Origin of the sequence: Azospirillum sp. TSO35-2, assembly GCF_003116095.1 — a bacterium.
Lineage (GTDB): Bacteria > Pseudomonadota > Alphaproteobacteria > Azospirillales > Azospirillaceae > Azospirillum.
The window spans coordinates 1,555,986-1,568,649 of sequence record NZ_LGRA01000021.1 but is presented as its reverse complement, the minus strand read 5'-3'; the positions used below and the strand labels follow the sequence as shown (position 1 = coordinate 1,568,649).

The 12,664-nt window shown below is 69.6% G+C and carries 9 protein-coding genes; 5 read left to right on the top strand and 4 right to left on the bottom strand.

The features are described from left to right. The first annotated feature begins 109 nt into the window (after nucleotides 1-109). The gene (locus TSO352_RS23220; protein WP_109109547.1) at nucleotides 110-562 is read left to right on the top strand and encodes an Rrf2 family transcriptional regulator; all 453 of its coding nucleotides are present in this window, start codon (nucleotides 110-112) and stop codon (nucleotides 560-562) included. 205 nt (nucleotides 563-767) lie between these two features. On the opposite strand, the gene TSO352_RS23215 is transcribed toward TSO352_RS23220, so the two are convergent. Beyond that, the gene (locus TSO352_RS23215) at nucleotides 768-2,060 is read right to left on the bottom strand and encodes an adenylosuccinate synthase (RefSeq protein ID WP_109109546.1); all 1,293 of its coding nucleotides are present in this window, start codon (nucleotides 2,058-2,060) and stop codon (nucleotides 768-770) included. Between the two features lie 84 nt (nucleotides 2,061-2,144). Further along, entirely contained in the window at nucleotides 2,145-3,323 is a 1,179-nt protein-coding gene (locus tag TSO352_RS23210) for an ATP phosphoribosyltransferase regulatory subunit (RefSeq protein WP_109109545.1), read from the bottom strand. Nucleotides 3,324-3,597: 274 nt separating this feature from the next. Here TSO352_RS23210 and TSO352_RS23200 point away from each other — a divergent pair, with 274 nt between their 5' ends. Continuing rightward, the gene (locus TSO352_RS23200) at nucleotides 3,598-5,307 is read left to right on the top strand and encodes a hypothetical protein (protein ID WP_146210788.1); all 1,710 of its coding nucleotides are present in this window, start codon (nucleotides 3,598-3,600) and stop codon (nucleotides 5,305-5,307) included. Nucleotides 5,308-5,329: 22 nt separating this feature from the next. Here the strand turns inward: TSO352_RS23200 and phoU are convergent, their stop codons facing one another. Further along, nucleotides 5,330-6,121 carry a phosphate signaling complex protein PhoU gene (phoU, locus tag TSO352_RS23195; RefSeq protein WP_109109542.1) on the bottom strand — a complete coding sequence of 264 codons (792 nt, stop codon included), beginning with the start codon at nucleotides 6,119-6,121 and terminating at the stop codon, nucleotides 5,330-5,332. A gap of 312 nt (nucleotides 6,122-6,433) precedes the next feature. Between phoU and TSO352_RS23190 the strand changes: the two genes are divergently transcribed. Further along, a complete protein-coding gene (locus TSO352_RS23190; RefSeq protein WP_109110823.1) occupies nucleotides 6,434-7,138 on the top strand; it encodes a hypothetical protein in 705 nt (234 codons plus the stop codon). Nucleotides 7,139-7,173: 35 nt separating this feature from the next. Further along, entirely contained in the window at nucleotides 7,174-9,321 is a 2,148-nt protein-coding gene (locus tag TSO352_RS23185) for an adenylate/guanylate cyclase domain-containing protein (RefSeq protein WP_109109541.1), read from the top strand. A gap of 356 nt (nucleotides 9,322-9,677) precedes the next feature. On the opposite strand, the gene TSO352_RS23175 is transcribed toward TSO352_RS23185, so the two are convergent. Then, nucleotides 9,678-10,301: a cold shock domain-containing protein gene (locus TSO352_RS23175; protein ID WP_247872334.1), complete on the bottom strand. Its 624-nt coding sequence runs from the start codon at nucleotides 10,299-10,301 to the stop codon at nucleotides 9,678-9,680. Between the two features lie 421 nt (nucleotides 10,302-10,722). Here TSO352_RS23175 and TSO352_RS23170 point away from each other — a divergent pair, with 421 nt between their 5' ends. Beyond that, nucleotides 10,723-12,600, top strand: a complete 1,878-nt coding sequence (locus TSO352_RS23170; protein WP_109109540.1) for a right-handed parallel beta-helix repeat-containing protein — start codon at nucleotides 10,723-10,725, stop codon at nucleotides 12,598-12,600. Nucleotides 12,601-12,664 lie beyond the last annotated feature (64 nt).

Genomic DNA, 12,664 nt, shown 5'->3' with positions numbered 1-12,664 from the left:
CTCCCACCTTTGGGTGAAACGGTTGGGCCGGTACGAAATGTTAACCACCGAAGCATTAGACCGGGGTGGTCCCATCGACCGCCGCCGCAAAGAAACGGATTCCGCCGGAATGCTGTCGCAAAAAGCCAAATACGCGCTGCGCGCCCTGATCATGCTGGCGGAGAAGGATGACGGCGAACTGATCCTGATCGCCGACATCGCCGAGCGCGAAAACATCCCGCGCAAGTTCCTGGAAGCCATCCTGGTGGAACTGCGCAAGGAGGGCCTGCTGTTCGCCAAGCGCGGCAAGAGCGGCGGTTACCGGCTGGCCCGTCCGGCGGCGCAGATTTCCTTCGGCGAGATCATCCGCCTGATCGACGGCCACCTGGCGCCGATCCCCTGCGCCAGCAAGGCGTCCTTCAAGCCGTGCGAGGACTGCATCGATACGGAAACCTGTTCGGTCCGCTGGCTGATGGTGCAGGTGCGCGACGCGACCGCCAACGTGCTGGACAACCGCACCCTGGCCGACGCCCTGCGCCACCGCCAGTCGATGGGCGGGCTGGCGGCCAACTTCGATATTTGATGCCTTTTCCGGAAAGTTCCGACCTGCGGTCGGCACTTTCCGGCCCCTCAAACGCCGGGTGGCCCGCGTCCGCGGGCCTTGGCTTCGCGGGCATGGGCCCGCGGGGCCGCCGTCGCTGGTATGAGTTCCCCCGAACGCCGTCGAGATGCCAAACGAAAAAGGGCCGGCAAACGCCGGCCCTTCGTCGTTTCGCGATCCCCGCCGCTCAGTCGGCGAACGGGTCGGTCATCAGGATGGTGTCGTCGCGCTCCGGGCTGGTGGAGAGCAGGGCGACGGGGGCCTGGATCAGCTCCTCGATGTGGCGGACATACTTGACCGCCTGGGCCGGCAGCTCCGCCCACGAACGGGCGCCGCGGGTGGTGTCCTTCCAGCCTTCGAAGGTCTCGTAGATTGGCTCGACGCGGGCCTGGGCGCCGGCGTTGGACGGGTAGTAGTCGATCTCCTTGCCGTCCAGCTTGTAGCCGACGCAGACCTTGATCTCGTCGAAGCCGTCCAGCACGTCCAGCTTGGTCAGCGCGATGCCGTCGATGCCGCCGGTCTTGACCGCCTGGCGGACCATGACGGCGTCGAACCAGCCGCAGCGGCGCTTGCGCCCGGTGACGACGCCGAACTCCTTGCCCTTCTGGCCGATCAGCTCGCCGATCTCGTCCGTCAGCTCGGTCGGGAACGGGCCGGAGCCGACGCGGGTGGTGTAGGCCTTGCAGATGCCCAGCACGTAGCCGATGGAGCGCGGGCCCATGCCGCAGCCGGCGGCGGCGTTGCCGGCGACGGTGTTGGACGAGGTGACGTAGGGGTAGGTGCCGTGGTCGATGTCCAGCATCGTGCCCTGGGCGCCTTCGAACAGGATGCGCTTGCCGGCGCGGCGCAGCTCGTCGAGCTGCTTCCAGACGACGGCGGCGAAGGGCAGCACCTGCGGCGCGATCTGGCGCAGCGGCTCCAGGATCTCGGCCGGGGTCATCTCCGGCGCGCCGAGCGCGCGGAACAGGGCGTTGTGGTGGGCCAGCAGGGCGTCGACCTTCTCGACCAGCACGGCGTCGTCGGTCAGGTCGCACAGGCGGATGGCGCGGCGGGCGACCTTGTCCTCATAGGCCGGGCCGATGCCGCGGCCGGTGGTGCCGATCTTGCCGGCGCCCTTGGCCTCTTCCCGCGCCTTGTCCAGCGCGCTGTGCACCGGCAGGATCAGCGGCACATTCTCGGCGACGATCAGGTTTTCCGGCGTGACGGAGACGCCCTTGTCCTTGATCGCGTTGACTTCGCGGATGAAGGCCCACGGGTCGAAGACGACGCCGTTGCCGATGACCGACAGCTTGTTCTGGCGCACCACGCCGGACGGCAGCAGGCTCAGCTTGTATTCGACGCCGTTGATCACCAGCGTGTGGCCGGCGTTGTGACCGCCCTGGAAGCGCACCACGACATCGGCCCGGCTGGACAGCCAGTCGACGATCTTGCCCTTGCCTTCGTCGCCCCACTGGGCGCCGACCACCGCCACGTTGGCCATCTCTCGTCTCCGCAAAACTGCAAAAGGAACCGCTAAGCCGCCCGCTCCACCCCACGGAACCGCCCGTGGGGGACGGGCGTCCGATCAACCGACCGGCTGGACGCCCGTGTCCGCCAGCACATGGCCGCACTGGAGCCGTCTGGCTTCCGCGGCCGCATCGGGCACCGGGGCGAGCCCGGCCACCGTCACCCAACCCTCGGCCCGCAGCTTGCGCGCCGTGTCCCACCCGGTGCCATGCGGCACATACACGCGGCCCGGGGCCTTGGCCGCCGGCACCGCGCGCAGCAGCGTGTCCATGTAGAGCGTGAAGCCGGTCGCCGGCTCACCCGGATGGTCGCCCTTGGCCGAGCCCTGGGCCTCGCCCTGGGCGCCAGCGCGGTAGCGCCCGCCCTGGCCGAGTTCGCCGGCCTCGCGCGAGAACAGCGTGAAGCTGAGCCCGGTCTGGTATTCGAAGCCGCGGTGCTCGACCAGATCAACGGTGACCGTCAGGCCGGGCATCGCCGCGCGCAGCAGCGCCAGCGTGTCGGTCAGCCGGCGGCGGTCCTTCTCCGCCCCTTCGGGCAGCGGCAGCGTCGCCAGAGCCTGCATGGCGCGGTCGGCCGGACCGGACGCGCTCATCAGCGATTCGAGCAGCGCCGCGGCCGGGCCGCCCACAGCCGCCACGCCGGCGGCGTCCTTGCGGTCGAGCGCGGCGCGCAGCCGGCGGATCTCATCCTCGCCCAGGCCGAGCCCGGCGCAGATGCGCGACACCATGGTCGGCACGCAGAGGTCGACCGACAGGTGCGGCACGCCGATGGCGGTGAGCGCCTGCACGGCGAGCAGCACCACCTCGGCGTCGGCCTCGGCCTCCAGCGGGCCGATCAGCTCGACACCAACCTGGGTGAACTGACGCTCGGGGCGCAGTTGCGACCCCTTCACCCGCAGCACCTGCCCGGCGTAGCACAGGCGCAGCGGCCGTGCCTCGTTCTTCAGGCGGGTGGTGGCGATGCGGGCGATCTGCGGGGTGATGTCGGCGCGGACCGCCATCATCCGCTGCGAATGCGGGTCCATCAGCCGGAAGGTCTGCTTGGCCATCGCCGCGCCGGGGCCGGAGAGCAGATTCTCTTCGAATTCGACCAGCGGCGGGTCGACACGGCGGTAGCCTTGCGCGGCGAATTCCGCCAGCAGGCGTTCGACGGCGGCCGCTTCATGCGCCGCTTCGGACGGCAGCACGTCGTGCAGTCCGGCGGGAAGCAGGGCGGAACTCAGGGCGTCGGCGGGCATGACCAGCGTCGTCTCGTTCAGGCAAGGACCAGGGTGGTGCCGCGGCGGATGTCGGGCACACGGGGCGGGCTAATACCCGACCCCCGCGCCGCATGCAAACGGAAAAGCCCCGCAAGCCGCCGGTATCTCCTCTGCGCGGGCCGGCGGGGCTTTGACGCGTCACCATTGTCCGCGCAAGCAATCGGCGGAATCGGCGTGCAAAATTTCATTGAATTCGTTGCAAAGATGTTCGAATCCTGAACTGCTCGCACTCGAAACAGGGGGTGTGCGGCTGATGGCTCTGCCGGGCAACAGCTACGAAGTCCAGGTCTACCAAGCGGACCATTGGGTCCTCGACCGCTGCTTCGAGAGCGAGGCGGAGGCGCGCGCCTATGGCAAGCGCATCCTGGCCGGCGGCCGGATCGAGGGGATCCGGGTGGTGCGCGACTGGGCCCGGCCCGACGGCCGCCATGTCGAAACCGAACTGCACCAGGAATTCCGCAGCCAGTCCAACGCCATCCTGATCGCCCCGATCGACGAGCCGCCGCCGCTGTGCCACCGGGCGGAGGACGTCTTCGCGGTGGAAGGGCGGATGGTCATCAACCGGCTGCTGCGCAACTACGTCGACCGCGTGGTGGTGACGCCGACCGAGCTGCTGCACAACCACGCCGAACTGAAGCGCCTGCAGGACAAGGACAATCTGTTCGCCTCCGCGGTCGGCCGGGTGGCGGCGCTGCAGGCCGAGCGGGCGAAGATCGACGGCCGCGCCCGGCGGGACGAGCTGTACGGCCTGCTGAGCGGCGTCACCGAGCGGGCGCGGGCGGCGGCGGGCAAGGCGTTGCCGCCGCTGGGCCCGGCCGGTTTCGCCCACGCCATCGACGCGCTGGCCGCCTGCGAGGCGCCGGAGGAGTGCGGCTTCCTCGGCCGCGTCCTGTTGTCGCGGGAACTGGTCGCGATGCGCAACTGGCTGGCCAAGCTGGATTTCCTGGGCGAGCTGGTGCGGCAGGGCGGCGGGTTGCCCGCGGCGCCGCTGGCGCTGGTCGACGGGGTGATCGCCGACGTGATGGGGGCGCCATCGGTGGCGCAGGAACTGCTGGGGCCGCAGGGCAGCATGGCGGAGGCGCTGTGCAACCTGATCGACCTGTCGCGCGGCCGGCTGGACGTCGCCCGGAGGCCAGAGGACGACCGCGCTGTCCAGATGAACGAGCTGTTCGCCTTCCACGACCTGACCGACGCGCGCCGCGTCGTGCTCGATCTGGTGCAGCGGCAGTTGAAGGGCAACCAGCCGCTCTACCGGCCCGATCCGACGCGCGAGCGCGACGCCTTCGCCGAGGTGCTGGCGCGCTCGATGGCCGCGGGGGTCGGGCTGGTCGGCGGGCCGGGGATGGCGGAGGCGCTGGTGCTGCGCTACCTCCGCTTCCTGGAGGCGGGCGGGGCGACCGGGCGGCGCAAGGCGATGGAGGAAGTCGTCGGGCTGATCGCCGACGCCGGCGACGGCGTGCGTTTCCTGCTGGCGCTGGCCCAGTCGGAGCTGGGGCGGCAGCAGGCCGACGACGTGGTCCGGCTGCTCGACCGCGCCACCGGCGACGCGCGGGACTTCCCGCGCTTCATCAGGCGGACCGACCCGATCAAGAGCAACCTGGAACGGTTGACGACGCTGTACCAGCAGGTCGTCGACTCGGCGGCGCCGGAACTGGTCAAGGCGCGGCTGGCTGACAACATCGACACCCTGCTGGTCGCCTACATCCACGAAAGCCACGTGGTGGAGCGGCTGGACAACCCGGCCGACCCGCTGCGCCACCGTGCCAACCGGCTGATGCAGCTCTGCGCCCCCGGCACGCTGCGCAGCGGCAAGGCGCTGTCGGTGGTGCGCCAGCGGGTGATCGGCCATCTGCGCCAGCCGCAGTTCGAGGAGAAATACGTCGCCGACCTGACCGACCCGGCGCTGCGCCAGTCGGCGCTGCGTGAGTTCCACCGGCTGCTGGGGCAGGCCGGGCTGGTGTGAGGAAGCGACGTGCCGAGAGCGGTCAGCCGGCGTCGGAGGGGCCGTTCTCGTCATCCGGCATGTCGACAACCGGCGCCTCGCGGAGGTTGGTTGCGGCCGGGTCGTCCGCCGGGCTCACCACGGCGAAGCTGCTGCCGTCGTTCTTGGGGCGCAGCACGGTCAGCGGCGAGCCGACGACCAGGAAATGGATGATCTCGGCGATGTTGGTGGCGTGATCGCCGATGCGTTCCAGGTTCTTCGCCATGAACAGCAGGTGGGTGCAGGGCGTGATGTTGCGCGGATCCTCCATCATATAGGTCAGGACCTCGCGGAACAGGCTGGTGTAGAGGTCGTCCAACTCCTCGTCGCGTTCCCAGGCGGCGATGGCCTTGTCGACGTCGCGCTCGATGTAGGCGTCGAGCACGTCCTTCATGATCGCCTCGACCAGCCGGCCCATCCGTGGGATGCCGGCCGCCGGGCGCACCACCGGCACCTGGGCAAGCGCCAGCGACCGCTTGGCGATGTTGGCGGCGTAGTCGCCGATGCGCTCCAGGTCGGCGGAGACCTTCAGCGCCGACACGATCTCGCGCAGGTCCTGGGCCATCGGCTGGCGCAGGGCCAGCAGCCGCACCGCCTCGGCGTCGATGTCGCGTTCGTAGGCGTCGAGCCGGGCGTCGGCCTGCATCACCTGCGCCGCCAGACCGACGTCGCGGCGCGTCACCGCCTTCACCGCGGCCTCGACCTGCGCTTCGGCGACGCCGCCCATCTGGGTGACGAGGTTCGACAGGCGTTGCAGTTCCTGCGCGAAGGAGCGGACGATGTGTTCGGTACCCATGATCCGTCGCGACGCCTCGAATGAGTCAGCCATGGCGCCGCAAGCCCGGTGGGCCGCCTGCGCGCGGGACGCGTACATTAGTCGATGGCGATGACGTCGACGTTGCGGGTTTATTGCGGATTTTTGACAATCGCGGCCGGATTGCCGGACCGGCGGCCGGTCCGATTGCTGGCCGGTTGCCGTTGGCGACAAGAAACCACAACCGACGCATTGGATTTGAAGTGGCTCGGTAACTTCGGTAAAGGGAGCAATGCGGTGTTGCATCCGTCCGTACGGGTGGGTCGCCGCCGCACCGACCGGGAGGCCGATTCCATGTCCGTCGCGTTCCAGACGCCCGCGCGCGCTCTCGCCGTCAGCGCCCTGCTTCTGCTCGCCGCCGCGCCTGCCGCGCGGGCGGCCGATCCCACCCCCGCTTCGGCCCCGACCGCGCTGGTCGAGGACGTGTCGGATGGCGTCGGCGGCGTGCAGCCGATGGACTACCTGTCGGCCGGCCGCAGCGTGGTGCTGAAAGCGGGCCAGACCCTGACGCTGAGCTATCTGGAATCCTGCGTGAACGAGACGATCACCGGCGGCACCGTCACGGTGGGCGCCCGTGAATCGACGGTGGAGGGTGGCCAGACCGCCCGCCACACGCTGCCCTGCGACGGCGGCCAACTGCTGCTGGCCGCCAACGAGGCCGGCAAGGCCGGGGTGACGGTGTTCCGCAGCGCGCCGATCGCCCTGCCGGGAACGCCCGCCCCGCAGCCGAAGCCGGACCTGACCCTGTTCAAGACCCACCCGGTGCTGGTGCTGACCGCGCCCGGCCCGGTCACCATCGACCGGCTGGACGTGTCGGGCATCGCGCTGAACACCATCAACGTGCCCGGCACCACGCTGGACACCGCCAGGCAGGGACCGGCGCTGGAGCCGGGCGGCCTGTACAAGGTCACCGACGGCAAGAGGTCCTTCGTCGTCAAGGTCGATCCCAAGGCCACCGGCGACGGCGGCCCGGCGCTGGGCCGGCTGATCCGCTTCTGAGCCGCCGGCCGGGGGAGCGTGGTGAGGTCGCGGTCATGAGGCTGCCCCGGCGCGTCCGGCTGATCCTGCTCGGCGCGCTGGCGCCGGCCGTCGCGGCGGCCCTGACGCTGGCGGCCTCGCCGTCGTTGCAGGGCCCGTCGATCGACAGCCTCTACCGCCTGCGCGAGGCGCTGCACGGACCCCGGCCGGCGCCCGAGCCGTCGCCGGTCGTGGTGGTCGGCATCGACGAGGAAACCTACCGCCGTCCGCCCTTCGCCGGCACGCCGCAGGCGTTGTGGGGGCCGCGGCTGAGCAAGGTGCTGGCGGCGCTGCTGGACGGCGGGGTGGCGGCCATCGGGCTCGACCTTGTTCACCCGACCTCCGTCGAGGCGCTGATCCCCGGTTTCGAGCGCGACTATCTGCTGACGCTGCGGCGCGGTGGCAAGGAGGGGCGGCTGGTGCTGGCCAAGGTGCAGCACCAGAGCGATCCGCTGATGCCCTATCGCGGCTACATGATTGCCGCCGGGGTGAACAACGTCCGTTCGGTCAATCTGGTGGAGGATCCCGACGGTGTGCTGCGCCGCGTGCCGGTGACGCTGACCGTGGCCGGGCCGGTCGGCGATGCCAACGGCACGCCGCACCCGGAACCCGGCATGGCGGTGGAGGTGGCGTCGCGCGCGCTGAAGGCGCCGCTGGAACTGGCGCCCGACGGATCGGCCGCGCTCGCCGGCTACCGGCTGCCGGGCGGCGGCGCCCCGCTGCTGGTCAACCACGCGACGGCGGCCGGGGCGATCCCGACCTACTCGCTGGCCGACCTGTTCGCCTGCGCCGAGGCGGGCCGGACCGACTATTTCGCCAAGCATTTCCAGGGCAAGGCGGTGATGGTCGGCACCGTGCTGGACGTGGAGGACCGCAAGCTGTCCTCCAACCGCTGGGTGACCAAGCCGGAGGGACTGAACCAACCCGACCGCTGCGCCCTGCCGGTGATGGGCGAGCTGTATGTCGCCGGCCGAACCCGCGACAGCGTCCCCGGCGTCTACATCCACGCCGCCGCCATTTCCAACCTGATGAACCGCGACGCGCTGGCCGAGGTCGGCCACCCGGCCGCGGTGGCGTTGGTGCTGCTGCTCGCCGGGCTGGCGGCGGTGGTGACGCTGGCGACCCGCCCACCGGTGGCGGCGGCCGGCCTGCTGGTCCTGCTGGCCGCCTGGAGCGGCGTGGCGGTCGAGGTCTTCCAGGGCGGGCTGGTGCTGCCCTACCTGCAGGCGGCCCTGGCCGCCGTGCTGGTCTTCCCGCTGGCGCTGGGCTTCCGCTTCGCCGTGCTGGACCGCGACCAGCGGCGCATCCGCAACGCCTTCAAGCTCTACCTGCCGGGATCGCTGATCGACGACATGATCGCGTCGGGCCAGTCGCCCAGCCTGGGCGGCGAGGAGCGCGACCTGTCGATCCTGTTCTGCGACATCGCCGGCTTCACCCGGATGTCGGAGGGCATGGAGCCGGAGGCGCTGGTCCTGGTGCTGAACCGCTACTTCACCGTGATGACCGACATCATCGAGGCGCATGGCGGCTTCGTCGACAAATACATCGGCGATGCCGTGCTGGCGGTGTTCGGCGCGCCCTACGCCACCGACAACCACGCCCGCGCCGCGGTGGCGGCGGCGCTGGCGATGGCCCAGGCGATGGAGGACGACCCGACGCTGCTGGCGACGGCCAGCGGGCGCGGATCGAACCGCACCGGCATCGCCACCGGCCCGGCGCTGATCGGCAACATCGGCTCGCCACGCCGCTTCAACTACACGGTGATGGGCGACACGGTGAATCTGGCCTCGCGCCTGGAAGGTGCCAACAAATATTACAGCACCGCCCTGATGGTCAGCGGCGAGACGGTGGCCCATCATGGCGACCCGGCGGCCTTCCGCCCGCTCGACACCGTCCAGGTGGTCGGCCGCAGCGAACCGGTCGCGGTGTTCGAGCCGCTGTCAGCCTTCCGCCGCACCGATCCGGAGGACCGCGCCCGGCGCGCCGCCTACGCCGCGGCGCTCGACCACTGGCGCGCCGGGCGCTTTGCCGAGGCCGCCGCCGGCTTCCGCGCGCTCGCCGCGGTGGACAGCGCCGCGCTGGTCCTGCTGCGCAAGGCGGAAACGCGCGTCGGCACCGAACTCGAACCGGGCTGGGCCGGTGTGACCGCCCTCACCGAGAAGTAGCCGCCCCGCCATGCGCCGTTCCTTCCCGCGTCTGCGCGGCGCCGCCGAAGGACGCCGAGCGCATCACCCTGACGCTGAACGCGGTGCGGATCGACGGCAACACCGTCTACGACACCGACAGCCTGTCCGCTCTGTGGCACCATCACCGCGCGCCACCGCAACGACGGCTATGGGCTGCCCCAGGCCATCGTCCCGACCCGGCGCATCCGCAACGGCGTCGCCCGCCTCCAGGTGGTGGAGGGGTATGTCGGCAATGTCGTGATTCAGGAGACCGCCACGGACCGGCTGAACCTCGTCACGCGGAGAGGCGACCCGGCCTCTCCGCGCGACAAAGCCCGTCCGTCAGCGATGAAACGTCAGATCAACTCGACCCGCTGGGCGACCGGCGCGTCGTCCGACCCGACGGCCAGATAGCGGACGTCCTCGCCATCGGCGACGATCTCCAGCCCGGACTGGCGCAGGGTGGCGCGGTCGAAATAGACGGTGGCGCCGTCTTCCCACGGTTCGATCAGGCCGGACTGGCTGTCGAGATTGTACCAGCGCACGGTGCCGTAGGCCATGGTGGCCGGGCCAGCCGGTTCCGCCGGCCGTTCCCGCCGTTCGCGCGGCGGCTTGGGCGCGCGGGGCGCGAAGCCTTCGCCGTCATCCAGATGCGGCTGGGCCGCACCCGGTTGCGACACCGACGCGGTGGGCCGCGGCGGGCGCTGGTTGCGGGCACGCGGCGCCGGCGGGGTTTCCGGCGGGGTGGCGGAGTGAATGGCGACCACCTGCGGTCCCTTGGCCCCCTGGGCCAGATCGCAGACGACCGTCGTGCCTTCGACCGGGTTGGGGAGGGAGGCGGCGGCGAGGACCGAAGCGTGCAAGAAGGCCTCGCCCGAACCGTCGGCGAGGCGGACGAACCCAAAACCCTTTTCCGGCTTGAACCACTTGACGGTCGCGGTGACGTTCGTCGCGGTGACGTTCTTCAACTCTTCGCTCAAGACAGGTCCCTTTCACGTCCTGTAGACCGGGGGCGGCGGCTCTTCCCGAATTGGGCGCGGCACCGCTGTTCGAACACGAAAAGACCCCGGCGGTCGGAAGCTTATCATAAAATTCCAGAAAATGACCAGATGGGTCGTGGCGGGCGCCCCGCAAGACCAGAATGCGCGTCGCTTCCGTATCCGTGTCGGGGGAATGGGGCGAAGGCAGGACGCGGGCTTGGCTGTTGCAGCAATCGATCCGACCGCCACAGAAAGCGTTCAATCGAGATTGTTTCTGAAACCGCCTCACTTTGGGTGCGGTATCAGGATAAATGATGCCGCACGGACGAAGGTGACCTGTCCATCAGAGGTACTTAGCGCGGAAAGGAAAAATTAACCTTAAAATTGGACTTATCCCTCCATCAGAACGGAGGATTTACTGATGACGACCACCGACCAGACCGCCTTCTACGTGTCCACCAAGGGCAAGGACAGCTGGTCCGGGCGGCTCGCCGCTCCCAACGCCGACGGCACCGACGGACCCTTCGCCAGCCTCGACAAGGCGCGGGACGCGATGCGCGCGAGCGACATCGATACCACCTACGTCCGCGGCGGCACCTATCGCCTGGACCACACGCTGACCCTCGACTCCCGCGACAACGGGCACAGCTTCGCCGCTTACAAGAGCGAGACGCCGGTGCTGAGCGGCGGCGAGCGGGTGCAGGGCTTCACCAAGGAAGCCAACGGCCTCTATTCCGCCAAGCTGTCCTCGGCCAACGGCCTGGACCTGTCGATCGGCGGCGTCCGCCAGCACGCGGCGCAGACCGGCGACTTCAACCCGGCCGACCCGGCGACCAGCGGCTGGCACGCCCTGAAGGCCGGCACCAGCGGGGCCAGCAAGACCAGCTTCAACTTCTCGTCGGGCGACATCCCGTCGACGCTGAAGGCGCACGACGCGCTGGTCGTCCAGACCTTCGACACCGAACGGCTGAAGGACGACATCTCGTCGGTCAAGACGATCGACCAGTATCATCACACCGTCACGCTCGACGACGCGGCCTCCTACGCCCTGCGGTCCGGCGGCACCTACCGGGTGATGAACGACGCCTCGCTGATCCGCGACGCCGGAGAGTTCGGCTGGCGCGCCAGCGACGGCAAGCTGGTGGTGAAGCCGGTGCACGCCGACAGCTTCCAGTCCGACGGCGTCGTGGTCGCCCGGCTCGGCACGCTGATCAAGACGACCAACGCCAGCAACCTGACGTTCGAGGGCCTGACCTTCAGCGACGCGCGCTACGACGGGTCGGCACTGTCGATGCAGGGCGGGCACGGCAACGCGATCGGCGGCAACCATTTCGTCAATGTCGGCACCGCGGTGTCGCTCGACGGCACCGACGACAGCCGGATCGCTGGCAACCGTATGGAGCATCTCGGCGCCAACGGCGTGTCGATGATCCACGCCGCCGACGGCAACCGCATCTACGCCAACTCCATGACGCACATCGGCGAGATCTCCAAGGGCGGCGCCGGGATCGGCGGCATCGGCAGCAGCAACACCGTCATCAGCCACAACGACATCACCGACGCCCCCCGCTACGGCGTGTCGATGAAGGAGTGGGACGACGGCCAGTTGAACCGCAACAACATCGTCGAGTTCAACCGCATCCATCATGTCGGGCAGGAAACCGCCGATGGCGGCGGCATCGAGATGCTCGGCCGATCCGGCAAGGCCATGGGCTCGGTCATCCGGGGCAACGAGGTGATCGACACCGGCGGCCTCGCCACCGATGGCAAGGGGGCTTGGCTGAGCGATCACAAGGGCTGGGGCATCTCGCTCGACGACCTCACCAGCGGCGTGGTCGTGCGCGACAACTTCGTGAAGGGTTTCTCCTGGGGTGGCATCTACGTCCACGGCGGCGACGATAATCTGCTGGAAAACAACTTCGGCGTGGCCAGCAATGCCAGCGATGCCTTCATCCGCCTCGAATGGGTGCCGAAGGCCGGTGCCGAGGCGCGGCCACAGGACAACACCGTCATCCACAATCTGGCCGCCGGCGAAACGACGATCAGCCAGTATTGGAAGCTGCTCAGCCCCGGCGCGCTGACGATGGACGGCAATCTCGCCGCCAACGGTCGCGGCTACGGTGCCCACGACGCGGTGTTCAATCCGGGCTTCACCGATTCCGCCCACGGCGACTATTCGCTGAAGGACCACGCTGCAGCGTTGTCGGTCGGCATCCATGACCTCAGCTGGTCGTCGATGGGGGTGAGCGGCTACCATTCCGTCGCCAGCCTGCCGGAGTTCTGGGACCACGCCGCCTGACCGCCCGTAGGGCAGGGGGGCCGTCCTGCGGGATGGCCCCTCCGAAAAAAGTTCACACGGGGTG